The organism is Rhodanobacteraceae bacterium (assembly GCA_024234055.1).
Classification (GTDB): domain Bacteria; phylum Pseudomonadota; class Gammaproteobacteria; order Xanthomonadales; family SZUA-5; genus JADKFD01.
Window position 1 is genome coordinate 218386 of record JACKOW010000003.1, and the last position, 24256, is coordinate 242641.

The following is a 24256-nucleotide window of genomic DNA, read 5'->3' on the forward strand; positions in this document are numbered from 1 at the left end:
GTGCTCATGCCGCCTCTCAGCGTTGATGCAGGGTGTCGTGGATGCGTTGCGCCAGAGCGCGATCGATGCCGTCCACGGTGCTCAAGTCTTCCACAGCTGCGCGCGCAATGCCCTGTAATCCGCCAAATGCCTTGAGCAAAGCCCGTTTTCTCTTCGCGCCAACGCCCGGAATATCCTCCAGCACCGACTTCTGGCGGGCCTTGCTGCGCCGTCCGCGATGCCCGGTGATGGCAAAACGATGGGCTTCGTCCCGCACCTGCTGAACCAGATGCAATCCGGGCGAGGCCGGTCCGGGCTCCAGTTCGCGCATTTCCGGGGCAATGATCAGGGTCTCATGGCCAGGCTTTCGCTCGGGGCCCTTGGCCACGCCTACACACAGGATTCCGTCGATACCAAGCTCCGTCAGCACCTCCAGGGCCTGGCGCAGCTGACCCAGACCGCCATCGATCAACAGCAGATCAGGCGCCATGCCCTCGCCCCGGGCCAGACGCGCGAATCGGCGCTGCAGCGCCTGACGCATGGCCGCGTAGTCATCGCCGGGCTCGATGCCGTCGATGTTGAAGCGTCGATAGTCGCTGCGCAGCGGTCCATTGGCGTCAAAGACCACGCACGAGGCCACCGTGACCTCGCCCATGGTGTGGCTGATGTCGAAACACTCGATCCGGGCCGGCGCCTGATCCAGACCAAGCAGCTGACGCAGGTCTTCGCGACGGGCGCTGACGGTGGCGTTGGCCGCCAGTTCGCTGGCCAGTGCTGCCTCGGCGGTGCGCATCGCCATGTCCACCCAGCGGGCTCGGTCGCCGCGCGGCCGGTCGATCAGCTTGACCTTGCGCCCAGCCTGATCGCTAAGCACTTCGGCCACCAGCTCCTGATCGTCGATGGCGTGGCTGAGCAGAAGTTCAGCGGGCGCCGTCTGCTCCGAGTAGTGCTGAACCACAAATGCCCGCAGCACCTCGGCTTCGGTGGCGGCACCGAGGAAACGTGGGAAGTAGCTACGGTTGCCCAGGCTCATGCCACCGCGGAAGAACAGCACCTGGATGCAGGCCTTGCCGTTGCGACTGGTGCAGGCAATGACATCGAGATCGCCGCGCTCTCCCTGGACGAACTGGGTGGCCAGCACTCGGCGCAAGGTTGCCACCTGGTCGCGCAACTCGGCGGCACGCTCGAAATCCAGAGCTCCCGCGGCGCGTTCCATCTCGGCATTGAGTTCATCGATCAGGGTGGAGCTGCGGCCTTCCAGCACCAGACAGGCGTGCCGCACCGCAGCGGCGTAATCATGGCGGTCGATCAGGCCCACGCAGGGCGCACTGCAGCGCTGGATCTGGTGTTGCAGACACGGGCGAGTGCGGTGCGCAAATACGCTGTCTTCGCACTGTCGCAGCTTGAAAGTCTTGTGCACCAGATTGAGGGTTTCGCGCACCGCCCAGGCGCTGGGGAAGGGCCCGAAAAAGCGATCTGGCGCGGATCGGGCGCCGCGATGGAAACTGACCCGCGGAAACTCGTCGCCGGCCGTCAATCGTATCCAGGGGTAGCTCTTGTCGTCGCGCAATTCGATGTTGTAGCGCGGTTTCAGTGCCTTGATCAGCTGTGCTTCCAGCAGCAGCGCTTCGGCCTCGGTACGGGTGACCATGACCTCCATGCGCTGCACCTGCATGATCATGCTGGTGATGCGGGCATCGTGGGCACCGCGGGCGAAGTAGCTCTCGACCCTGGCCTTGAGATTGCGCGCCTTGCCTACGTACAGCACCTGATCGCCCGCACCGAGCATGCGGTACACCCCGGGCTCGGTGGTCAGCGTGCGCGCAAAATCCCGACCGTCAAAACCTGCCGCAGCATCTGTGGACACCGTTGCCACCGCGCGACTCAAGTGCTGATGGCAAGCCGCGCCAAACGCCCCGTCTTCAGGTCCAGCTTGAGAATCTCGTGGGCGTGGGTGTTGGCGATGAAGACCGCGCCCTGGGCTACGCAGACGCCTGCCGGTGACTGCAGGTTGTAGTTGATGTTCAGCGTCTTCAACTCATTCTTGGCCAGACCATAGACCCGCAGCTTGTTGTTCAGCGTATCGGCAATCCACAACACATTGCGCGCGGTGTCGGCGTGGATCGCGGTGGGATGGCACATGCGCGCGGCCATCCCCAGACCGTCAGTCGAGCCGTCCGAATACAACCCGCCCGGCACCAGGGTGCTGACGCGACCATCTTCAAGCCGGATCTTGCGCAAGGACGACGTAGCCGCGTCCAAGACGAAAAGACTCTCGCCCAGCACGGCAAGCGCCGTGGGCTGGGCAAAACTGCTGAAGGTGCCGGTGCCATCGACAGCATCTTCGCGGCCATTACCCACCAGCAGGCTCAAGGAACCACGCCCCAGATCCAGCTGCCAGATCTGGTGCGATCCGGCCATGGCAATGTAGAGCCGGTCATTCTGCAGGGTGACGTCCACCGGCGACGCCAGCGGCGTGGCGCGCGGGGCCGAAATATCGGCAGCCGAGGGCCGCCCGCACAGGCCGTTGCCGGCGATGGTGTCGACATCACCGCTCATCAGTCGTACACGTCGAATCGCGTGATTGCCGGTGTCGGCAATCATCAGGAAGTCTTTGGTCAGGGCCAGGCCGACCGGGCAGCGGAATCCGGCTTCTATGCCCTTGGCATCCCAATGTCCTGGATTGCCGGATCCGAACTGGCGATTGATCCGACCATCGAAACCGACTTCCAGCACCCGGTTGTAGCCACTGTCCGCCACATACAGATGCGCCCCGGAAGCTACCAGGCGTGTCGGGAACCGCAAGGCGCCACGCGGCTCCGGCTTGCGCGCGGTCGGCGCCGACTCGTAGCTGCGCAGTTCTTTCTCGGCCGCCTGGTCCAGAATCTCCTGAATGCGCACTTCCAGTTCGGCACGCCTGCCTTCCCCGGGGTAAACCCCCACCAATCGGCCTTCGCAATCGATCAGTACCGCGGTCGGCCAGGTCTCGATGCCAAGTTGCCGCCACAACAGCCATTCGCGGTCACTGGCCACCGGATGCCGCAGGTTCCAGCGGTTGCAGGTCTTCAGCAACAGTTTGCTGTCGGCCTCGACCGGGTGCTTGGCCGTGTGTATGCCGAGCACCACCAGGCCATCATGGAACTTGGTTTCCAGCAGCCTCAGTTCCTGCACCTGTTGTTCGCAGGCAATGCTGGACCCGGTGAAGAAGTTCAGCAGCACGGCCTTGCCGCGCAACTGCGACAGGCGGATGGCCTCGTCGGTATTGACCCACTCGAGCTCTGCGGGTAGCTCCTGCAGGTAGATGTCACCACTCATGCCTAGACTCCAAATGGGCTTGCGTCGGTAGAAACCGGCGTGCCCGGGAAAACCGCGTCGAAGCCGGGATCGATCGCCGAGCCGCCATGGTGCCGATCCGGGCCAGAACGGCTCCAGCATCCGAGTACTGACGATGCCCGGTGTACCCGACGAAGTCCAGACGCGAGCGCACGGACAGCAGCATCATGCATCGTCGCCAGACCGACTGCCCAGCAGCGCCTGAAAGCGTTCGAGGTCCTCGGGCGTATCAATGCCCGGCGGAATGGGCTCCGGCGCCCTCCTGACGGCAATGCTCAGACCATTCTCGAGCAATCGTAACTGTTCCAGCGACTCGGCGTGCTCCAGTGGCGACTTGGCCAGCCGAGCGAATTGCCTCAGAGTGCCTGCCCGGTAGGCATAAAGACCCACATGGCGCAGGATCGGTTCCGGCGGCAACTGCTCGCGATCGCGCGCCAGCGCGTCGCGCGCCCAGGGAATCGGCGCTCGACTGAAGTACAGCGCCCGCCCGCGCAGATCGCAGACCACCTTCACGCAGGCCGGATCGAACAGTTCGCGCACCTCCAGCACCGGCGTCGCCAAGGTCGCAGCCGCCGCGCTGGGATCATCCTGCAGGGCGTCAATGACGGCTTCCAGGCAGCTCAGCGGCATCAGCGGTTCGTCCCCCTGCAGGTTCACTACGATCTGCTGGTCAGTCCACGCCAGACGATCAGCCACTTCCGCCAGGCGGTCGCTGCCGGTCGCGTGGTCTGAACGGGTCAGGACTGACTGCACCTGCAGCCGCTTTGCCACCGCGGCGATGCGCTCGTCGTCCGTTGCCACCACCAGTTCCGCTGTCGCCAGCAGACGTGCACGCTCGATGACATGCTCGATCAAGGGCTTGCCGCCGGCCAGCAACAGCGGTTTGCCGGGCAGGCGACTGGCACCGAAGCGGGCGGGAATGGCGATGACGACCGAATCTGACATGTAGCGGGATCCTCTCGATGGCAGCCCATGATCTCACCACGAGTTGCTCCCCGTGGCGATCCTGTCGATGGCGCCGCGGAAAATCGGGGATTCCGCGTGGCCCCAGGCAAGACTGAAACGACAAAGTATTGCGATCAGGTTCGCATCAACGGCCTCGCAGCAAACCGCGCCCAGGCCTCGGCACTACCAAAACAGATCGAATTGTCAGAAACTTACGGCCTGTTGTTGATGTCAGCTGTCAAGCCTTCCAACAAAGTTGCCCTATTGCGTTCATGACCCGTCACCTGATTGCCCTGCTACTCGCATGTGCCGCCACCGCCCAGACGGCTGAAGCGGCGCGCGAAAACATCTACAAGTACACCGACAAAAGCGGGGTCACGGTCTATACCAATGTTCGCCCGAAGGGAGTGGCGGCCAAGGTCATCGGTACCTACTCCTGCCCGGCGTGCAAGGTCGATTCCAAGGTCGACTGGACTCACACGGGACTGAATGTCACGGCATTCAAGAACGAGATCGTCACCGCTTCCCGCCTCAACGAGGTGGATGAGTCCATGGTGCGGGCGATCATTCACGCCGAGAGCGCCTATAGAACGGAAGCGCTGTCGCCCGTGGGCGCCCAGGGTCTGATGCAGCTGATGCCGGGAACGGCCGGCATGTATGGCGTGGACAACGCCTTCGACCCGGCGCAGAACATCGCCGCAGGGGTCAAGCATCTGCGCATGCTGCTGGACATGTTCGACGGCGATTTCGAACTCGCCGCGGCAGGCTACAACGCTGGCGAGAATGCTGTGTTGCGCTACGGTGGGATTCCACCCTATGCCGAAACCCAGGTCTACGTGGAGCGCGTGGGCATCTTGCAGAAGCGCTATGCCTCAGAGATCGCCGGCGGCAGCGCGACCACCGCCGCCGCGATGGGCGGCGGCGGGAAATAGCAGATCGGGGCGCAGGCCCACCCGGCTTGTTGCCACGCCCGCCGTGTCGGATTGACATGGCACATGTGCCATCAAGTCAACCAAGCTCGCCATTGCGAGCCGCGTGTGTAGTCCCGACACTGCCCATGGGCCATGAACCCGGCGCTTGCATGTTTCTGTGGGTCCAGACTTGTCTGAACGCTTTTCGCTTGTTGATGCGGAAGCGTCCAGACAAGTCTGGACCCACGGACAAGCGGCTTGCCGTCTGCACGACATGTGTCGGCAAATCCGCCGCTCACAAGAAGGGTTCATGGAGAGCGTAGCGAAGCAATCCAGGGGCGAGCGGCGCTACCCTGGATTGCTTCGTCGCTGCGCTCCTCTCCATGAACCCATATCGCAAGTCGTTGATTTGCTTGGTTCACCTGTAGGAGCGCCCTTGCGGCGCGACCGCTGATGCGGTCGTGCGGCTTGCCGGTCGCGACGCGAGGTCACTCCTGCAGGCGGGTTTGTGGTTCATGGCCCGCCGGCAGTTTCGGGCCGAAACAGGTGGCTCGCAATGACGCTCCGGTGTGGCTGCCGCTGGCTCAAATCACCCCAAGGCCGCACGCTCGTAGCTCTGTGCTGTCTCCAGCACCCGGCTGAAGGCCTGGCGCTCGACCGGATCGAGGTTCGGATTCCAGGTATCGAAGATCAGCACCACGCGGGTCTGGTCGCTGTCGTTCCAGGCTTCGTGTTCGAAGGAATCGTCGAAGATCATGAGCTTGCCCTCTTCCCAGCCGCGAGCCTCGCCGGCCGCCTTCAGGGCACCGCAGTTCTCCGGGACGATCAGTGGCAGATGCACGATCAGCCGGCCATTCACCGTTCCATAGTGTGGCGGTATCCGTGAATGCGGCTTCAGCACGGAGAACATGGCTTCAGGGCCATACCCCGGCACCCGCATGATGTCGATGGATTCTAGGAGGGCCGCCGTACCCGGACAGCGCGCACAGTTCTCCTCGATGCGCTCGCCGTGGCGGTAGAAGTGGAAGGTTGACCAGTCGTAGGACTGATTGATGCTCTTCCAGATCTGGGCCTCGCGGGTACCCTCCGGGTGATTCACGTACGGGGCAAAGCCGCGGCCCTCGGTCATGACGTTCATCAACTCGGCGCGCACGATTTCGGTGGCGGCCTCCACCCGACTGACCCAGTCGAAATCGGCCCGCTCGTAGAAGGCCTTGGGCGGCAGATCCGGCACATACATCAGGCCCGGCCGCCACTTGGGATGGGCGAAATCGGGTGGTCGCTTGCCGACAAAGATGTCGCCGGCCTTGCGCAGACGCGACACCGCATCGGCGCCGTGCGCCGCGACCAGGTCGGCCAGACTGCGGTCGATCTCGGCATCCAGATGGGCACGCACCACCCCCAACGCATGATTCAGATAGCGCTTGAGGTCTGGCGGCATCTGCTGTGGGTCGAGATTCGCTTCGGCGAATCGCACCGCGCGCAGAAAGGCCAGTGCCGCGTCGGCCGGCCGCTGCATCCGCTCGAGCACGGTGCCGCGATACAGCTGCGCCTCGATCAGGCGCGGATCACGTTCCAGCGTCTGCTCCAGCGCGGCCAGCGCTGCCGGCAGATCGTTCAATCCATAGTGGCCCATCGCCAGATTGAAGACATGGCTGGCGTCGGTGGGGACAGCGCTGCTGGCACGCCGGTAGTAATCGACGGCAGCTGCGTAGTCGGCGCGCTGGCTGGCTTCGAAGCCAAGGAACTCCAGCGCCGTGGGGTGTTCCGGGCTCAGGGTGAGCAGTGCGCGGAAAGCATCAGCCGCCCCGCTCAGATCGCCGGCCTGGTATCGGGCCAATGCCGCCTGCTCGCGTGCGGCCAGAGCGGCAGCGTCGATGTTTTCAGTCATGGAAAGTCCTGCACATGATTCAGCCCGCTACTATAGAGCGTGCACCCGGGCTCAGTCTTCGCTCCAGGCCTCGCCGCGCTCGTACAGCGCCAGGCGTTCGGCGAAGGCGTGCTTCTGCTCCGCAGCCAGCGCTGGTTCCTTGTCGGCCAGATCCAGTGTCTGCTGTTGCGTGGCCACCGCCTGATCAAACAGACCGGAGGCGGCCAGACACGCGGCCAGCGTGTCGTTGAGGTTGGCGGATGGTTTGCGTTGCAGGGCTTCAGACACCAGGCGTGTGCCATCAAGCGGATCGCGCACCGCCGGATCGCGACTGCTGCAGCGCGCCCAGCTCAGATTGGCGATCGACGGACCGTGGCCCTTGGCCGCTGCCTGGGACCACCAGCGCACGGCCTCGACGCGATCACGGTCTCCGCCACGACCGGCGAACAGGGCGCGGGCGTAGTAGTCGATGGCATCCGGATGCCCGCCCCGGGCCGCGGTTCGATAGTGCGCACGGGCGAGCTGCAGATCCGGCGCCACCCCACCCTGCCCGAATTCGTAGATCTGCCCGAGCCGGAACTCGGCAGCCAGATTGCCGTCACTGCTGAGTTCAAGCAGCATCTTGAGCGCCAGCTCTGGATTGGCCTGGACGCCCTGCCCCAGCAGCAGTGCTACCGCCAGCCGCAAGCGCGCAGCCACCATGCCGTCGGCGGCCAGTTTTTCGATCACGGCATAGCCGTCACTGGCCTGGCCGATCATGCCTTCAGTGCCGCTGAGATAAAGATCGGCCAGATCGGTGGCCGCCTTCTGATTGCCGGCCAGCGACGCGCTCAGATACCAGGCCTCCGCTCGGGCCATGTCCGGCTTCAGCTTCAACTCGCCCCGGGCATAGGCGCGCCCCAGCCGGCGCATGGCGCCGCCATTGCCCAGTTGCGCGGCCTCCCGGTACAGGGACAGGGCCCGTTCCTCGTCGCTGGCGAGGCCCATGCGCCCGGCGTCATGACCGATGGCCAGCAAGCCCATGGCGGTAGGATCGTTGTTTGCCGCCGCCTGCTCCAGCAGCGGCCAGCCATCGCGAAAGCGCCCCAGACGCAGATACTCCAGACCCAGTTGAGCCATTGCTGCCGTAGAGCCCGCGTCGGCGGCGCGCCGAAGCCAGCGATCGGCGCTATCGCCGCGCTGACGGCGCAAGCGATCCGACCGCAACATCTGCACCAGCAGCAAGGTGGCCGGGGCATGGTCGGCACGGGCAGCCTTGCGCAGCGCCTTGCCGGCGTCAGCGCTGATCTTGCGACCGGGATCGATGCTGATGGACAGCTGGGCATAGGCCGTGAGCGCCTCGGGCTCACCCATCCGCTCACTTGCCTGCCGCAGCCACTTTTTCAGCTCACTGCCATCGCCTGCGCCCTCGACTCGGTGTTCGGCCGCCAGTGCCATCACCACCATGGCCTCGGCGTAGCCGCGTTCTGCGTAGGGCCGCACCAGTTCCAGCGCATTGGCAGCGCAAACGCCCTGGTCGTCGAGAATCAGGCACAGGGGCAGCAACTCGAAGGTGGCTGCCGTGTCGCCTTCCAGCGCCAGACGTTCGATCCGCGCGGCGGCGGTTTCCGGCGAGATTTCCCCGCGTCCCAGTTCGATCGTGAGTTTGGCCAGTTCCGCCCGCGGATTCGCCGCCTGATCGGCTTCGTTGAGATAACGCTCGACCAATCCCCGCAGCATGGCCGGGTACAGCTCTTCGCCTTCATGCCCCCGCAACCGTTGCCAAAGACGCATGAAGTCGAAATGCAGCTGCTTCTCGCGCCTGGCTTCGGGATCGAAATACACGGCGATGAAAGGCAGGCTGCCCCCCGGCGAGCCCACCACATAGCGCCCGTACAGCGGCGTCGCCCCCATCAGCCGGATCATCATCGAGGCGTCAGCCTCGGCACCCACGAGCAGCGGCCGGTAGGCGGATGCACCCTGACCGTCGGCCAGCAGAAAGGCCAGCAGCCGCTGGCTGCGCTCACGCTCGCTGGCCAGCAGACCCTCATCACCCGAGATTTCCGCGCACTGCTGAGCCGTGGTCTGCAGCGCCGGGCTGAAGGGATTGACCGCGCGCGACCAAGCCAGCTCCTTGGCGTATTCCTGGCACAAGGCCGCCGTGGCGGCATCGGGCGGGATCAGACTCAGCACCGAATAGCTGGCCAGCACCATGTCGAAGCGGGTGTAGTGGGCGAATCGCTCCCAGGCCGCTGTCAGGTCGTCGGACGCTGACACCGGCACAGGTGGCCCAGGTTCAGGTTCCGGTTGCGGCAGCAGCTGCGCCACAGCAGGCGCAGCCGCCAGCAGCCAGCTCAGGCCCAGCAGCAGCCGGATGCGGCGCCACAGTCGAGGCGGGTCACGCATTGCGCTCAGGGCGCGCTCGTGGCAGTCCACTGCTGCAGCCAGCCTTCCACCGCACGGTGCCATTGCACCGAGTTGTGCGGCTTCAGAATCCAGTGGTTCTCATCCGGGAACCACATGAACTTGCTGGGAATTCCGCGCCGCTGCAGTGCCGTGAATGCAGCGATGCCCTGCTCGAAGGGCACCCGGAAATCGAGCATGCCATGGGTGACCATCATCGGCGTCTTCCAGGCGGTGACGTGATTGACCGGGTTGTGCTTCTCGTAATTCTCCGGCTTTTCGTAGGGCGTGCCTTCCATTTCCCAGTGGTTGAACCAGAGCTCTTCGGTGGTGTAACCCATGAAGCGGTTGTCGAAGATGCCGGCGTGATTGACGATGCAGCGGAAGCCCTCGGGCCAGTTGCCGGCAATCCAGTTCATCATGTATCCGCCGTAGCTGGCCCCGATGGCGCAGGCGCGATCGCTATCGAGAAAGGCATAACGTTCGGCCGCGGCAGCCATGCCCTTCTTCAGATCCTCCAGCGGCTTGCCGCCCCAATCACCGCGAATGGCGTCGGTGAAGGCCTGGCCATAGCCGGTGGAACCGTGGAAGTCGATGAAGACCACGGCAAAGCCCTTGCCGGCATAGGTCTGGGGATTCCAGCGATAATGGAAGCTGTTGCCCATGCTGCCCTGCGGTCCCCCATGGACGATGAAGGCCACCGGATAACGCTGGCCCTCGACATAGTCGGCCGGCTTGACCACCCAGCCGTAGACGGTCTCGTCATTCCAGCCCTTGAAGCTGAACTGCTCGTACTGGCCAAAGCGGATCTGTTTCAGGGCGTCGGCATTGACCGCGGTCAGCGCCTTGCGGGCGGCGTCCTTGAGCGAGACCGCGTAGATGTCTGCGGGCGCGTCGAGGGCATCGATCGCGGCGTAGATCTGATGCTTGCCGACCGCGTATCCGCTGACCGAACCCGCGGTCGTCAGCCGCCGCGCCTTGCCACTGGCGATGTCGACGGCAAACAACAGGCGCTGACCGATGTCGTCGGCATAGGTGATCAGGGAACGGCCATCGGCCGACAGGCTCAGGCCGTCGGGCGAGCGATCCCAATCCGGCGCCACTTCCCGGACTGCCTTGGTGGCCAGATCCAGTTCGAGGATGCGGTTGCGGTCGGCTTCATAGCCGGCGCGGGCCATCGAGCGCCAGTAGAGCTTCTTGCCGTCAGCCGAATACAGCGGCGAGGTATCGTAGCCGCCGTATCCCGGTGTCAGGTTTTCTGCAGGCTCGTCGCTACCGACGGTGACGCGGTAGAGATCGGTGTTGGTGGACCAGGCTTCGGTAGTGCCGGCGATTCTGGCGGTGAACACCAGTTGTCGGCTGTCCGGCGAGAACGCCACTTCGCCGAGGTCACCGAAGGGTTTGGTCGGCACATCGCCATCGATGCCGCGCGATGCCCACCAGGCAGCACCAGCAGGCTTGCCGGCCGTGTCGAGCTCGTAGACGAAGAGCTGCGATCGCGTGCCGCGGCTCCAGGTATCCCAATGGCGGATGAAAAGCTTGTCCTGAATGGTGCCGCTGGCCTTCTCGGCCTCGTCGGCGTCCATGCGCTTCTTGCTGCAATCGAAATTGGCGCCGCACTCGGGGTATACCTCCAGCGCCAGCGCCAGACGCTTGCCATCCGGCGAGAGCATGAAATCGCCCACGTCCAGCGGCAGGCTGGTCACGACTTGTGCCTCACCCAGTCCCTCGAGCTTCCACACCTGCATCGAGCCGCCACGCGAGGACAGGAAATACAGGCGCTGGCCACCCGGCGAATAACGCGCATGCATGGCGCTGGAGCCAACGGCGGTCAGCCGCTGCGGGGTCTTGGAACTGCCATCCAGTGACAGCTGCCAGACGCTCTGCAGGCCCTTGTTGGCTTCCCAATCGGTTTCACGCAAGGTGTAGGCCAGTGCCTTGCCATCCGGGCGCAACTGCGGATCGGAGATCCGGTTCAATCGCACCAGATCGTCGACATCGAAGGGTTTGGCTTCGGCGCAGGCCAGCGCCGGAAACAACAGCAGGACCAGGGAGAGACGACGCAGCATCAGTGCAGACTCCGGTGGGATCATCGACCCCCGAGTCTGCCATTACTGGGCAGCGAGAGCACCTGCCAGACGACCGGGGACTGGCGAGCCGCCCAGCTGCAAGCAGTCTCGGTCAGCGAAACTCGACCACCGTGGACCATTCCCGGTAGGCAGGATCATTGACCTTGGCGCCGATGCGATAGTGCTTGCCGGCCTCGACGTCGATCTCGATGTATTGGGGCTGCGGACGCTCGCGTCGGTTCAGGTGGAAGGCGTTGTCGCGCTCGATCAAGGCCACCACGCCCAGGCGCCGCTTGCCGGGCGCCAAACGGATCAGCTGCCGCGCCATCGGCAGGTTCTGCCCATCGACGCTGATGACTCGAACCGCATACAGACGCTCGCTTTGCCGCGTGAGCACGCTGGTCACCTGCCCCTTGTCATCGGCCAGGGCCACAGATGGAACCAAGAGCATCAGCGCCAATGCCACCGCACACAGAGTACGCATCGACCATCTCCTCGCAGGCCAGCCCCGACGGGGTCAGCAGGCGTGCATCGTAGGCTGCACCGATGTGAGTGCCAAGTGCACAAACGCTCGCACAGCCTGCCGGGCAAGCTCGGCACTACCAAAGCCCCGTACACCGCAGCTGTTGTAGAGCGGAGCTTGCTCCGCTGCTTCTGCTGGGTTTCTTGCTCTTCGCACCGCCAGAGAGCCGCACATCCTGCCGAGCAAGCTCGGCACTACAAAGGCCTCGTACACCGATGCTCTGGTAGCAGAGCTTGCTCCGCTGCTTCGGCTGACTCGTACACCGTCGGCTTGCCGGAATCTACTGCGCGCCGGCCCGTAGCGACCATCCAAACAACTCCTCGCGGACTCGAATCTCGGCGATCTCCAGCGCCAGGCCGTCGCGTTGTGCCAGTTGCTGACCGAGTGACTGCAAGCGATCGGCGCTCAGGGCATGGGCGACGAGTTCGGCCTGACGCAGGCGTGACTGGTTCAGATGTTCGACCAACGCCTGCAACTGGGTCTCGGCGGCACGCTGACCGATGACAGGGGTCGCCGCCACGATCTGGCCCAACGCTTGCTGGGTTTCGCCCAGAAAGTCACCCGCAAGGCCGCTTGCGCGCTGCTGCAGCTCGCGCATGGCCTCGTTGTAGCGCTGTCTGGCCTTGGCGGCTTCAGGATCGCGCTGCACCGAAGCAGCACCCTCGGGCGTGCCCAGGCGAGCGAGAAACGGCAGCAGGCGACGCGCGCGCTGGATCAAACCACCCGATTGCAGCAACCCATCGATCTCCACACGCTCGGCGCGGCCCAATCGCACCGGCAATGAATCGGCATGGTGCACGATCAGCGCCACGCTGGCGCCGGGCTTGAGCACCCGCAGCAGTTCGTGGACGGACAGCGACAGATCGGAATACTCGAGTCCGTATTGGCTGATCACCAGATCGAAGCTGGCGTCGGCAAAGGGCAAGCTTTCCGCCGCGATGTCGGCATGGAAGCGCAGTCGTTCCCGGACGCCGGTGTCGCAGCCCCGTAGCCACGGAGGATCAATGGCCGCAAGATCGATGGCATCGACTTCAGGCATGCCCAGGGCAGTGGTCCGGGTATCGAGCAGCAGCCGCGGCAGAGCGCCATTGCCGGTAGCGATGTCGAGCACCCGGTCGGTCGCCTTCAGCGGCTCGAAAACGCTGCGCCAGAAAGCGCCGATGCTGTCGCCATAATTGCCCTCGAAACTGCCGGCGCAGGAATGCAGTGCCCCGCCCTGCCAATAGCGACTCCAGCTGTCCCTGCGTTGTTCATTGCCGCTCATGCGCATCCGATCCTGTCTCAGCTGGCGCGATCATGCACGGCCCGGCTGCATTTCTCACCCTTGCGCGCGCAAGCTGGCCCGCAGTTGCTCGGCCTGCTGCTCGATGGCCTGGCGCTTGCCGGCACTCATGCGCGCCAGATGCTTCCACTGCAGCGCCGTGCGCGGGTGGCGGGCGAATCGCGACTCGTGGCGAATCAGGAAATCCCAGTAGAGGGTGGTGTAGGGACAGGCCTTGGCCCCGGTGGCTTCGGCCGGGTCGAAAGCGCAGCCGGCGCAGTAGTTGCTCATGCGCTGGATGTACTTGCCGCTGGCGCAATAGGGCTTGCTGGCCATGAAACCGCCATCGGCGTACTGGCTCATGCCGATGGTATTGGGCAGTTCCACCCATTCCACCGCATCCACATACACCGCCAGATACCACTCATGCAGCTCGCGCGGGCGTACGCCCAGCAGCAGGGCAAACAGCCCGGTAACCATCAGCCGCTGGATGTGGTGGGCATAGCCCAGCCGCAATGTCTGCTGGAGCGCATCGGCCAGACAGCGCATGGGCGTCTCGCCAGTCCAGTAGATCGACGGCAGCGGCTCCTCTGCCCCCAGGGCGTTGTCCGCCAGATAGTCCGGCATGCGCTGCCAATACAGCCCGCGCACATATTCGCGCCAGCCCAGTATCTGCCGGACAAAACCCTCGACCGCCTCGATCGGTGCCCGACCCTGCTCCCAGGCGTCGATCGCCGCGGCGATCACGCTGCGCGGATCGATCAGCTTGAGATTCAGCGAACTGGAGATGCGGGCGTGATAGAGCAAGGGCTCACCGCGCCAGAGGGCGTCCTGATAGCGGCCGAAAGCCACCAGGCGGTGGGCGATGAAATCTTCCAGGGCCGCCCGTGCCTGCACTGGGGTGACCGGCCAATCGAAGTTCTCAAGCTCGCCGGGGTGATCGGGCCAACGTGATTGCACCAGTTCCAACACCTCACGGGTGGTGGAATCGGGATCGAAGCGGATCGGTTGCGGCAACAACCCAGGACCACGGGCATCGAAGCTGCCGCGATTGTCGGCATCGAAATTCCAGCGCCCGCCCACCGGCTGGTCGCCGTCCATCAACACCCCAAGGCGCTTGCGGAAGTGTCGGTAGAAATGTTCCAGCCGGAACTCGCGCCGGCCCTGCGCCCATTCGGAAAAGGCCTCCAGGCTCACCAGAAAATGCGGATCGGGCAGTTCCTCCCAGGGCAGCCCGGACTCGTTCAAGGCCTGATGCAAATGTTCACGCACGCGCCAGTCGCCGGGTTCGACCAGAACGACGCTCTGTGGCCGCAGCGCCTGCAGATCCTTGGCCAGGGCTTCAGGCAGGCTGCCGGCATCGTGCTCGCCCAGCCGGCGATAGTGCACCCTGCGACCGCTTTCGCGCATGGCCAGCGCATAGTGGCGCATGGCACTGAGGAAGAGCGCAATGCGGGCCTTGTGCGACCACACATGGGTGGCTTCCTCGGCCACTTCCGCCATCCACAGGGCATCGTGATCGGCATCAAAGTCCGCGAATACCGAACTGGCCGGATCCAGTTGATCCCCCAGCACGAGATACAAACGCCGCAATTCCTGGCTCAAGTTGTCGCATCCACAGGGTTGAGCGGCAACTCTCGCAAAGCCGCGGTATCGACGACGCGAAGCCCCGGCAGAGTCGGGAAGTGGCGCTTCTGGGGAGCCCTGCGGCCATTACGCCGGCCCTTTTTGGGCCCGGCCATGCCCTGTCGCGTCAATCAGCAGTCGAACGCGAACGGTTTGCGCGGTTATGATCGGCCATCGTCCTCACCGACCGACCACCGACCTGATGGATGCACCGATCGAAATCCCGAATTTTGAGCTCTTCAAGGAGATCGGTCGCGGCGGCATGTCTCGCGTCTACCTGGCGCACCAGCTGCAACCCAAGCGCGAGGTGGCCATCAAGATCGTCTCGCCGGGCTCGGCACCCGACGAGACCTTTCTGGCCTCGCTGAAGATCGAAGGCGACACCATCGCCGGCCTCAACCACGACAACATCGTCACCGTATTCGCCTGCGGCGTGGTCGACAAGCACTACTACCTGGCGATGGAGATCCTGCCGGGCGGCGACCTGACCGACAAGATCAAGAAAGGTCTGCGCGCCGAAGACGCGGTCGAGGTGATGATCCAGATCGGCGGCGCCCTGGAGCACGCGCACAAGCGCCACGTGCTGCATCGCGACATCAAGCCCGAAAACGTGATGTTCCACGAAAGCGGCAAGGCCGTGCTGGTGGATTTCGGTATCGCCAAGGAGGGTGACGCCGAATCGAGCTTCACCCAGGTGGGCGCCGTGGTCGGCACGCCGCACTACATGAGTCCCGAGCGCTGCATGGGCAAGTCCACCGATGCCCGCTCCGATCTCTACGCCATGGGCGTGATGTTTTTCGAGATGCTGACCGGCCACAAGGTCTTCGAGGGCCGTGACACCTTTGCCGTGAGCTATGCCCACGTCTACGAACCGGTGCCGCCGCTGCCACCCGAGCACGCGCGCTTCCAGGGCGTGATCAACAAGCTGCTGGCCAAGGATCCCAACGATCGCTACCAGACCGCCGCCGAAATGGTCGCGGCACTGAAGAAGCACCGGGCCGGCGCCGCGGCCCCAGCCGAGCCCGCCACGCGCCGGGTCGACACCAGTATCGCCTCGCCGTTGCAGGTCAAGCTCAACAAGCTGGCGGCAGCCGACAACAATGTCGGCGCCACCACGGTCAATCAGCCCACCGGGCCGATGCGGCCGCAGGACAGCGAAGGCGCCACGGCGGTATCCAAGCCGATGTCCGGCGCCGCCGCCGAGAAACCAGCGGCCGCTCAGGCCAAGCCCAAGCCGGTGATGCTGTATGCCGCGGTCGGGGCGCTGGTGGTCGTGGTGGTTGCGGGCGTGGCGATGTGGCCGAGGGGAACGCCGAACGACTCCGATATCTCGAAGGCCATTCTGACGACAGAACAGACCGTGAAAATGACTGATCTGCTGTCCTCCGGCGCGGCACAGACGCGACTCGGGAACTACGAAGCGGCTGCCGACAATTTTGAACAGGTGCTAATCGAATACGATTGCTCAAATGAAGAAGCCCGACGAGGCCTCAAGGCCACCGACCCCGGCAACGAGCAGCGATACGTGAAGGCCATCGAGAAGTGCAAATAGCCTCAAAGTCGTAGGTCCCGTTGGCAGCAATACGGTCCACGAGACCTACGAATGAACTGGATTTCTCGAAATGCAACAAAATCCTGTGGCCCGATGGCACTTGGGCCCTGGACTCCAACGTGACCTAAGTACGCGGGGTGCCGGTAGGGAGTAAGCCAGTCGCGTCACCGTGTCACGTAGCCGCTGCGCGGCAACGTGACCTACCTACTCCCCACACCGTCATTCCCGCGAAAGCGGGAATCCAGTGCTTTCAGATACTTGCGTACGACTGGGTTCCCGCTTTCGCGGGAACAACGAGTACTCGAAGTCGCTCTCAGGCTTCACCGCTCACCGAAAATGCGCTAACCCATTGATTTCTATACCTGGAAAAGAAGAAGCAAGGGGCAGGGGCAGGGGTCCAACCTCGACGCATGATCTGACCGTGCCGTGACGTGGGTCCCCTGCCCCCTGCCTCCCGCCCCTGTTCAATGCGCGAACAGGCGCACCGCCAGGAGCCAGCGGGACCCTCACCCTCCCGCACCCCAACCCCTACTCTGCCGCCGCATCCAGCGCCTCGGTCAGGGTCTGGGCGCCAATCACTTCCATCTCGCCGACCCTGCCCTTCTTGGGCCGATTCTGCGCCGGCACGATGGCGCGTTTGAAACCGTGGGTTGCGGCTTCACGCAGGCGCTCTTCGCCGTTGGGGATGGGCCGGATCTCTCCCGAAAGTCCGACTTCACCGAAGGCCATGGTGTGCATGCCCAGGCTGCGGTTGCGAAAGCTGGAATGCACTGCCAGCAGCACCGGCAGATCGGCCGCGGTCTCGGACACGCGGATGCCACCGACGATGTTGACGAACACGTCCTGATCGTAGATGGCGACACCGCCGTGGCGGTGGGCCACGGCCAGCAGCAGTGCCAGCCGATTGCTTTCGTAGCCCACCGTGACCCGGCGCGGATTCGCCAGCGGGCTCTGATCAACCAGTGCCTGCACCTCGACCAGCAGCGGCCGGGTGCCTTCGCGGGTGACCATGACGATGCTGCCCGGGCCGCGTTCGGCCTGCCCGGAGAGGAAGATGGCCGAGGGATTGGGCACTTCGCGCAGGCCGCGATCGGTCATCGCGAACACGCCCAGTTCATTGACCGCGCCGAAACGGTTCTTGAGCGAGCGCAGGATACGGAAGCGGCTGCCCGACTCACCCTCGAAATAGAGCACCGCATCGACCATGTGCTCAAGCACGCGCGGGCCGGCAATGCCGCCTTCCTTGGTGACATGGCCGATCAGGAACACGCTGACGCCCTGTTCCTTGGCATAACGCACCAGTCGCGCCGCGCATTCCCGCACCTGCGAGACCGAGCCAGGTGCCGACGTCAGTTCCGGTAGCCACAAGGTCTGGATGGAATCGATGATCAGGACCTTGGGTTTTTCCTTGATGGCCGTGGCCAGGATGCGTTCGACATTGGTTTCGGTCTGACAGCGCAAACCACTGACTTCGACCTGCAGCCGCCGCGCCCGCTGCGCGATCTGGCCCAATGACTCCTCGCCGCTGACGTAGATCACCTCGGCCTTGCCCTGCAGACTGGCGTGCACCTGCAGCATCAGCGTGGACTTGCCGATACCCGGATCACCGCCGACCAGAACCACCGAGCCCGACACCAGACCGCCGCCCAGTACCCGGTTCAATTCAGCCAATCCGGTATCCATCCGGATTTCCTGCTCGGAGGCCACACTGGCCAGGTCCGATACCTCGCCGGCGCTGGCGGCACCGGCATATCCACCGCGGCGCGAGCCCGGACCGGAACCGGCCGAGACTTCCTCGATCAGACTGTTCCAGGCGCCGCAATCCCCGCACTGCCCGGCCCACTTGGGCGCCACCGCGCCGCATTCGGAGCAGACATAACGCGATTTGGGGCGGGCTGTACTCATGCGGGCAGGAATTCCATCGGATATCAGCCGCAAAGGATCGCACGGCGCCCAGGGCAGGAGCGACCTCGCGTCGCGATTGCCCTCGCCGCCGCCATCGCGAAAACCCCAGACCGGCGGCATGTTGAGGTCAAGAGCAGGTCGCAGAGTGCGCAGAGAGAGGCAAAAGCAATTCACCAAGGTTCCTCTGAACAAGGCGTCCCTCCCGCGAAAGCGGGAATCCATGCATCCGCAAGTACCTGAAAGCACTGGATTCCCGCTTGCGCAGGAATGACGGTCAAGATTTGTTCAGAGCTCCCCAATGCTGCTCTCCGCGTGCTCTCTGCTTTTCCTCTGCGTCCTCTGCGTCAGGCATTTTCTCCAACCCGCCTCAGGCACAGGTTTTCGGAGATCGCGGCGCGAGGCCTCCCATCGAGTCCTTGCCAGGGACATGATGCAATCGGCGCTTGACCTTGTCCCAGGGACAAGCTGCAGTCTTTGCATCGATGTCTGAGCGCAGAGGTGCAGCAACATGCGGATGATGCGGATCGGTGAACTGGCCAAGGCCACGGGAGTCAGCGCCAAGGCGCTGCGCCTGTACGAGTCACGGGGCTTGTTGCGGCCGTGCAGTCATTCGATGGCGGGCTATCGTCTGTACGGTACGGAATCGCTTCGGCGTTTGCAGCAGATCCTGGTGCTGCGCAAGGCGGGGTTTGCGCTGGCCGAGATCGGGCCGCTGCTGGCAGCCGGTGCGAACACGGCAGAGCAACTGATCGACCAGCGCATTACCCGCCTGCAGCGCGAGCTGGCCCAGCAACACGGTGCCTTGCAGACGCTGCTGCAGGTGCGCACCCGGCTGCAATCAACATCATCTCTCGATCAACTACTGGAGTGCATACACATGAGTCAGGAACTGGAAGTCAATCTGACGGCCGCCGAGCGCGCCGCCTTCAAGCAACGCGCCGAAGCCCTCGGCACCGAGACCATCCAGCGGGCGGAAATGGAATGGCCGCAGCTGATTGCCGGCGTGCGCGCAGCGATGGACGCGGGCACGCCACCCAGCGATCCCGCGGTCATCGCCATGGCCCAACGTTGGCAGCAGCTGGTGCAGATGGCCACCGGCGGCGATGCCGTGGTCGAGCGCAAGATCGCGACGGCCTGGCAGGCCCAGCCGCAGCAGATGTCGGCCATGGGCATGGATCCGGCGATGTTTGCCTATGTCGGCGCGGCCATGGCGGCGGGCAAGGCGGTGGAGCAGTAGCCCGTCGTTCGAGCTCTTGCGGGGCCAGGCTGGTCGGGACCTGCTCTCGCCCGCATGCGCTAACCCATTGCGTTATGAGACTTAAAAAGAAGGGGCAAGGGGCAGGGGGCAGGTTTCCAACCAAGACGCATGGTCCGACCGTGCCGCGGCGTGGGTCCCATGCCCCCTGCCCCCCGCCCCCTGTTTGATGGGCGAATAGGCGCACCGGCAGCGGCGACCGATACTCTCACCACGCATGCGCTAACCCATTGATTTATGATCCGGAAAGAGCAGGGGCAAGGGGCAGGTTTCCAACCACGACGCAGGGTCCGACCGTGCCGCGACGTGGGTCCCCTGCCCCCTGCCCCTTGCCCCTTGTTCGCTGCAGGGGCGAGAAGCGTCCAGACAAGTCTGGACCTGCACCGCTACGCGGCCGTCACCGATGCCTGGCGCGCAGCGTGCGCGCCAAATCATCCAGACCCAGTCCGCGATCGCGCAGCAGCACCAGCAGGTGAAACAGCAGGTCCGCCGATTCGCCGAGCAGCGCTTCAGCATCCTGGGCGACGGCCGCCAATGCGGTTTCAACGCCTTCTTCGCCGACCTTCTGCGCGATGCGCCGGGTGCCCGATTCGAACAATTTGGTGGTGTAGCTACCGGCGGGACGCTCGGCATGGCGAGTTTCGACCAGGCGACCCAGCTCGCCCAGAAATGCCAGCTCGGGCCCGGGAAAATCCCCGAAGCAGGTGACTGTGCCCTGGTGGCAGGTCGGCCCATGAGGTCGGGCCAGAACCAGCAGAGTGTCGCCATCACAATCGACGGCGATCGACACCAGTTTCAGCACATGCCCACTGCTCTCGCCCTTGGTCCACAGGCGCTGCTTGCTGCGGCTGTAGAAGGTCACCTGACCCAGGGCGCAGGTCTGTTGCAGGGCTTCTTCGTTCATGTAGCCCAGCATCAGCACGAGCCCGGTGTCGACATCCTGGACCACCGCCGGGATCAAGCCCTTGGCCCAGGCGATGCCTTCGGGTATTGCAAAGCCCGAGTTGGGTTCGATCATTTGGTTCATTACGGCATTCCCGGTTTCAGGTAGGAGCGACCTTGTGTCGCGACCGATACCGCGCGCGTGCCACCGCGGTCGCGACACAAGGTCGCTCCTACAGGGAAGCTTGCGGCGATCTGGCAGTCTGAAGTTCTGCCCGCGAGCGCCAGGAAAAACACAACATGCCGAGCGGCAAAGCTCGCGGCCGCAAGACCATATTCATGCAACTCTTGCTTTCCTTGGCGTTCTTCGCGTTCTTTGCAGACAAATGCTCTGGAATCCATGCGTGCCCGCCTCAGGCCTGCCTGATCGAAATGCCGGCATGCGCCAGTTCCGCTTTCAGCTGGGGAATGGCGATCTCGCCGGAGTGAAACACACTGGCCGCCAGCGCGCCGTCGACATCGGCCTGCTCGAAGACCTCGGCGAAGTGTGACATCGCCCCGGCACCGCCAGAGGCAATCAACGGCACCTGGCAGATGCCCCGCACGGCTTTGAGCTGCGGCAGGTCGTAGCCCTGGCGGACACCGTCGACATTCATGCAGTTGAGCACGATCTCCCCGGCGCCACGCTGTTGTACTTCGCGCACCCAGTCCAGCGTCCGCCGCGCCAGCTCGCGCATCTTGCTGGGATCACCGGTGTACTGGTTGACCCGCCATTCACCATCGACCTCGCGCGAATCGATGCCGACGACAATGCACTGAGCACCAAATTCGGCCGAGAGCGCGTCGATCAGTTCCGGTGATTCCAGCGCCGGCGAATTCACCGAAATCTTGTCGGCGCCGGCGTAGAGCACCGCCCGGGCGTCGGCAACGCTGCGGATGCCACCGGCCACGCAGAAGGGGATGTCGATGCTGCGGGCCACCCGCTGCACCCATTCGCGATCGACACTGCGTCCCTCGGGGCTGGCGGTGATGTCGTAGAACACCAGTTCATCGGCGCCGTCATCGCGGTAGCGCATGGCCAGATCGAGGATCTCCCCCATCACCACGTGATCGCGGAAACGCACGCCCTTGACCACCTGACCATCGCGCACGTCCAGGCATGGAATCAGTCGGCGGGCGATCATGCCAGTGCCTCGGTCAGGCTGAAGCGCCCATCCAGCAGCGCCTTGCCGATAACCACTCCGGCGACACCGACCTGGCGCAGCTCGGCGAGATCGTCGAGGCCCTGCACACCTCCCGAGGCGAGGATGGCCGCCTGCGGCGCCAGTGCGCGCAGATGCCGATAGAGCGCCACGTTCGGGCCAGCCAGCATGCCGTCGCGGTCGATGTCGGTGACCAGAAAGTGCGCGAATCCGTCGTCGGCGAAGTCCTGCAGCATCTGGTCCAGGGCCACACTCTCCAGCGTGCGCCAGCCGGCGGTGGCAATGCGGAAGACCTGGTGCTCGTCCACCCGCGCGTCCAGCGCCAGGGTCAGACTGTCGGCGCCGTAACGCACCCGCAGCGCCCGCGCTGCCTGCGGATCACGCACTGCAAAGCTGCCGACTACCACCCGCGAGACCCCGGCATCGACGAAGCGGATGAAGTCCGCTTCGCTGCGTACACCGCCGCCAGCCTGCACCCTGATCGGCACCTGATTGGCAATGGTCTCGATGGCCGCAAGATTGGCGCTGTCGCCGGATCTGGCACCATCCAGATCCACCACATGCAACCATTCGGCACCGGCCTCCGCATAGGAGCGTGCCAGGGCCAGTGGATCCAGTTCATAGCGCTGTTCGCGGTCGTAATCGCCCTTCTGCAGGCGCACCACCCGGCCGCCGCGCAGATCAATGGCTGGGTAGATCTTCATCGGTACTGAGATTCCACGTCCAGGGAAAGGAAATTTCGCAACAGGCGCGCCCCGACTGCCGCCGAGCGCTCGGGATGAAACTGTGCGCCCATGAAATTGCCACGGGCGACGATGGCCGAAAACTCGACGCCGTGCTGACAGGCCATCAGCGTGTGCTCGCCCTCGGCCACGGCAAAGCTGTGCACGAAATAGGCGTAGTCGCGCTGATCCAGTCCGGCGACCAGCGGGTGCGCCCGTCGCGGCAGCAGATTGTTCCAACCCATGTGCGGAATGCGGATACCGGGGCTGGCCGGCAGACGGTCCACCCGTCCCGGCAGCATGCCCAGGCAGCGAACCGCTGCTGGCTGCGCGTCGCCGACACCCTCCTCCGACTCATCAAAGAGCAACTGCATGCCGAGGCACACGCCGAGCACCGGCTGCACCAAGCCGGGCAGCCGATCGACCAGATCCAGCCGCGCCAGTTCGCGCATGGCAGCAGCGGCCGAACCCACACCGGGCAGCAGCACGCGCGGTGCCTGGCGGATGATTTCCCAATCACGACTGACGACCACCTGGGCCTGAGCGCGCTCCAGGGCCGCAACCACCGAGCCGACATTGGCGACCCCCGAGTCAATGACGACGACCGCGCTCACAGCACGCCCTTGGTGCTCGGCAGCGTGTCGCCCTCGCGCCGGAAAGCCTGGCGGAAGGTGCGGGCCACCACTTTGAAGCAGGCCTCGATCTGGTGGTGGGTGTTCTCTCCCTTGACACTGAGATGCAGGTTGGCGCCGAGCGTGTCACAGAGCGAACGGAAGAAGTGCGTGACCATCTCGGTGGGCAGGCCACCGACCTGCTCTCGCCCGAACTGCCCCTCGAACTCGAACCAGGCCCGCCCGGACAGGTCCAGCGCCGCCTCGGCCAGAGTTTCGTCCATGGGCAGCGTGAAGCCGTAGCGACCGATGCCGCGCTTGTCGCCGAGCGCCTGCCGCAGCGCCTGACCGAGCGCCAGCGCGGAATCCTCGACCGTGTGGTGCTCGTCGATATGCAGATCGCCTTGGCACTTCAGCGTCAACCCGAAGCCACCGTGCTTGCCCAGCTGCTCCAGCATGTGATCGAAGAAGCCGAGGCCGGTCGAGATCTGCGGCGCCCGCTCCGAATCCAGATCGACCTCGACCTCGATCCGAGTTTCCTTGGTCACCCGCTCGATCCGGGCCGTGCGCGGTGCGTCCAGCAGCTGGCGCGCGATCTCGGGCCAGGACAACCCACCCGGACCGCAGCGGATGCCGGCCACGCCCAGATTCTTCGCAAACTGCAGATCGGTGTCGCGGTCGCCGATCACCGCGCTGCGCGAGCGATCCCAACCCGGATCGGCCAGATAGTCGAGCATCATGCCGACCTTGGGCTTTCGGGTATCACTGGGCTCGTGCGCAAAGTGGCGATCGACCTTGATGGCCGCAAAGCGAATGCCCTGGGACTCCAGAATGTGCAGCAGCAGATTCTGCGGCGGCCAGAAGGTCTCCTCGGGAAAGCTCGACGTACCCAGACCATCCTGATTGCTGACCATGACCAGCTCATAGCCGGCATCCGCCAGCCGCTTGAGCGGCACGATGACATCGGGCAACAGACGGAACTTCTCGATCGAATCGATCTGCTCGTCGGCAGGCTCTTCGATCAGGGTGCCATCGCGGTCTATGAACAGGATTTTTCGCATGTTTGGGCTCAGCGGATCAGGAAGTCAGCTTGCAGGAAGGGCTTCGGTTTGCCCGATGGGAGTCCCGGTCGTCCCTGTCGGTGCGCATATTCGCGCATCAAACTGTGGGCGATCTCGGAGTTCACTTTTTTGTCCGCAAAAGACGCAAAGGACGCGAAGAGTTCAAT

At 64.4% G+C, this 24256-nt stretch carries 19 protein-coding genes; 4 read left to right on the top strand and 15 right to left on the bottom strand.

What is annotated here, in order from left to right; genetic code table 11:
* Positions 1-16 precede the first annotated feature (16 nt).
* The 3 genes from uvrC to kdsB all read right to left on the bottom strand — a co-directional run bounded on the left by uvrC (position 17) and on the right by kdsB (position 4257).
* Positions 17-1846, bottom strand: a complete 1830-nt coding sequence (uvrC, locus tag H7A19_08350; protein MCP5474839.1) for an excinuclease ABC subunit UvrC — start codon at positions 1844-1846, stop codon at positions 17-19.
* 17 nt (positions 1847-1863) lie between these two features.
* A complete protein-coding gene (locus H7A19_08355) occupies positions 1864-3294 on the bottom strand; it encodes a redoxin domain-containing protein (protein MCP5474840.1) in 1431 nt (476 codons plus the stop codon).
* A gap of 183 nt (positions 3295-3477) precedes the next feature.
* Entirely contained in the window at positions 3478-4257 is a 780-nt protein-coding gene (gene kdsB, locus H7A19_08360; protein MCP5474841.1) for a 3-deoxy-manno-octulosonate cytidylyltransferase, read from the bottom strand.
* Between the two features lie 27 nt (positions 4258-4284).
* Here kdsB and H7A19_08365 point away from each other — a divergent pair, with 27 nt between their 5' ends.
* The gene (locus H7A19_08365; GenBank protein ID MCP5474842.1) at positions 4285-4533 is read left to right on the top strand and encodes a hypothetical protein; all 249 of its coding nucleotides are present in this window, start codon (positions 4285-4287) and stop codon (positions 4531-4533) included.
* Positions 4530-5189, top strand: a complete 660-nt coding sequence (locus tag H7A19_08370) for a lytic transglycosylase domain-containing protein (protein MCP5474843.1) — start codon at positions 4530-4532, stop codon at positions 5187-5189. The genes H7A19_08365 and H7A19_08370 overlap by 4 nt, the downstream gene beginning before the upstream one ends.
* A 568-nt stretch (positions 5190-5757) precedes the next feature.
* Here the strand turns inward: H7A19_08370 and H7A19_08375 are convergent.
* From H7A19_08375 to H7A19_08400, 6 genes are all read right to left on the bottom strand, one after another.
* A complete protein-coding gene (locus H7A19_08375) occupies positions 5758-7059 on the bottom strand; it encodes an aspartyl/asparaginyl beta-hydroxylase domain-containing protein (GenBank protein MCP5474844.1) in 1302 nt (433 codons plus the stop codon).
* Between the two features lie 51 nt (positions 7060-7110).
* Complete coding sequence (locus H7A19_08380; protein ID MCP5474845.1) at positions 7111-9423, bottom strand: sel1 repeat family protein; 2313 nt, start codon at positions 9421-9423, stop codon at positions 7111-7113.
* Between the two features lie 5 nt (positions 9424-9428).
* The gene (locus H7A19_08385) at positions 9429-11489 is read right to left on the bottom strand and encodes a S9 family peptidase (protein MCP5474846.1); all 2061 of its coding nucleotides are present in this window, start codon (positions 11487-11489) and stop codon (positions 9429-9431) included.
* Positions 11490-11601: 112 nt separating this feature from the next.
* Positions 11602-11973: a hypothetical protein gene (locus H7A19_08390; GenBank protein ID MCP5474847.1), complete on the bottom strand. Its 372-nt coding sequence runs from the start codon at positions 11971-11973 to the stop codon at positions 11602-11604.
* Positions 11974-12292: 319 nt separating this feature from the next.
* Complete coding sequence (locus tag H7A19_08395) at positions 12293-13276, bottom strand: class I SAM-dependent methyltransferase (GenBank protein ID MCP5474848.1); 984 nt, start codon at positions 13274-13276, stop codon at positions 12293-12295.
* 54 nt (positions 13277-13330) lie between these two features.
* Entirely contained in the window at positions 13331-14878 is a 1548-nt protein-coding gene (locus H7A19_08400) for a cryptochrome/photolyase family protein (GenBank protein ID MCP5474849.1), read from the bottom strand.
* A 223-nt stretch (positions 14879-15101) separates the two neighbouring features.
* On the opposite strand from H7A19_08400, the gene H7A19_08405 reads away from it, so the two are divergent.
* Positions 15102-16451, top strand: coding sequence for a serine/threonine protein kinase (locus tag H7A19_08405; GenBank protein MCP5474850.1), 1350 nt, complete (start codon positions 15102-15104; stop codon positions 16449-16451).
* Positions 16452-16979: 528 nt separating this feature from the next.
* On the opposite strand, the gene radA is transcribed toward H7A19_08405, so the two are convergent.
* Positions 16980-18356 carry a DNA repair protein RadA gene (gene radA, locus H7A19_08410; protein MCP5474851.1) on the bottom strand — a complete coding sequence of 459 codons (1377 nt, stop codon included), beginning with the start codon at positions 18354-18356 and terminating at the stop codon, positions 16980-16982.
* Positions 18357-18864: 508 nt separating this feature from the next.
* Between radA and H7A19_08415 the strand changes: the two genes are divergently transcribed.
* Positions 18865-19593 carry a MerR family transcriptional regulator gene (locus tag H7A19_08415; protein ID MCP5474852.1) on the top strand — a complete coding sequence of 243 codons (729 nt, stop codon included), beginning with the start codon at positions 18865-18867 and terminating at the stop codon, positions 19591-19593.
* A 415-nt stretch (positions 19594-20008) separates the two neighbouring features.
* Here H7A19_08415 and H7A19_08420 read toward each other — a convergent pair whose 3' ends face one another.
* From H7A19_08420 to hisB, 5 genes are all read right to left on the bottom strand, one after another.
* Positions 20009-20629 carry a bifunctional phosphoribosyl-AMP cyclohydrolase/phosphoribosyl-ATP diphosphatase HisIE gene (locus H7A19_08420; protein MCP5474853.1) on the bottom strand — a complete coding sequence of 207 codons (621 nt, stop codon included), beginning with the start codon at positions 20627-20629 and terminating at the stop codon, positions 20009-20011.
* Positions 20630-20906: 277 nt separating this feature from the next.
* Entirely contained in the window at positions 20907-21677 is a 771-nt protein-coding gene (gene hisF / locus H7A19_08425) for an imidazole glycerol phosphate synthase subunit HisF (GenBank protein MCP5474854.1), read from the bottom strand.
* Positions 21674-22399 (bottom strand): 1-(5-phosphoribosyl)-5-[(5-phosphoribosylamino)methylideneamino]imidazole-4-carboxamide isomerase, encoded by a 726-nt coding sequence (gene hisA, locus H7A19_08430; protein MCP5474855.1) that lies wholly within the window; start codon positions 22397-22399, stop codon positions 21674-21676. Before hisA ends, hisF begins: the two co-directional genes overlap by 4 nt.
* Complete coding sequence (hisH, locus tag H7A19_08435; GenBank protein MCP5474856.1) at positions 22396-23031, bottom strand: imidazole glycerol phosphate synthase subunit HisH; 636 nt, start codon at positions 23029-23031, stop codon at positions 22396-22398. The genes hisA and hisH overlap by 4 nt, the downstream gene beginning before the upstream one ends.
* On the bottom strand, positions 23028-24089 hold the full coding sequence (gene hisB, locus H7A19_08440; protein ID MCP5474857.1) for a bifunctional histidinol-phosphatase/imidazoleglycerol-phosphate dehydratase HisB: 1062 nt from the start codon (positions 24087-24089) through the stop codon (positions 23028-23030). The genes hisH and hisB overlap by 4 nt, the downstream gene beginning before the upstream one ends.
* Positions 24090-24256: the final 167 nt, after the last annotated feature.

Excerpts from the sequence above, each read along its gene's own strand:
- H7A19_08355 (MCP5474840.1), bottom strand. The coding sequence starts at position 3,294 with ATGAGTGGTGACATCTACCTGCAGGAGCTACCCGCAGAGCTCGAGTGG.
- kdsB (MCP5474841.1), bottom strand. The coding sequence starts at position 4,257 with ATGTCAGATTCGGTCGTCATCGCCATTCCCGCCCGCTTCGGTGCCAGT.
- H7A19_08365 (MCP5474842.1), top strand. The coding sequence starts at position 4,285 with ATGATCTCACCACGAGTTGCTCCCCGTGGCGATCCTGTCGATGGCGCC.
- H7A19_08370 (MCP5474843.1), top strand. The coding sequence starts at position 4,530 with ATGACCCGTCACCTGATTGCCCTGCTACTCGCATGTGCCGCCACCGCC.
- H7A19_08375 (MCP5474844.1), bottom strand. The coding sequence starts at position 7,059 with ATGACTGAAAACATCGACGCTGCCGCTCTGGCCGCACGCGAGCAGGCG.
- H7A19_08380 (MCP5474845.1), bottom strand. The coding sequence starts at position 9,423 with ATGCGTGACCCGCCTCGACTGTGGCGCCGCATCCGGCTGCTGCTGGGC.
- H7A19_08385 (MCP5474846.1), bottom strand. The coding sequence starts at position 11,489 with ATGCTGCGTCGTCTCTCCCTGGTCCTGCTGTTGTTTCCGGCGCTGGCC.
- H7A19_08390 (MCP5474847.1), bottom strand. The coding sequence starts at position 11,973 with ATGCGTACTCTGTGTGCGGTGGCATTGGCGCTGATGCTCTTGGTTCCA.
- H7A19_08395 (MCP5474848.1), bottom strand. The coding sequence starts at position 13,276 with ATGAGCGGCAATGAACAACGCAGGGACAGCTGGAGTCGCTATTGGCAG.
- H7A19_08405 (MCP5474850.1), top strand. The coding sequence starts at position 15,102 with ATGGATGCACCGATCGAAATCCCGAATTTTGAGCTCTTCAAGGAGATC.
- radA (MCP5474851.1), bottom strand. The coding sequence starts at position 18,356 with ATGAGTACAGCCCGCCCCAAATCGCGTTATGTCTGCTCCGAATGCGGC.
- H7A19_08415 (MCP5474852.1), top strand. The coding sequence starts at position 18,865 with ATGCGGATGATGCGGATCGGTGAACTGGCCAAGGCCACGGGAGTCAGC.
- H7A19_08420 (MCP5474853.1), bottom strand. The coding sequence starts at position 20,629 with ATGATCGAACCCAACTCGGGCTTTGCAATACCCGAAGGCATCGCCTGG.
- hisF (MCP5474854.1), bottom strand. The coding sequence starts at position 21,677 with ATGATCGCCCGCCGACTGATTCCATGCCTGGACGTGCGCGATGGTCAG.
- hisA (MCP5474855.1), bottom strand. The coding sequence starts at position 22,399 with ATGAAGATCTACCCAGCCATTGATCTGCGCGGCGGCCGGGTGGTGCGC.
- hisB (MCP5474857.1), bottom strand. The coding sequence starts at position 24,089 with ATGCGAAAAATCCTGTTCATAGACCGCGATGGCACCCTGATCGAAGAG.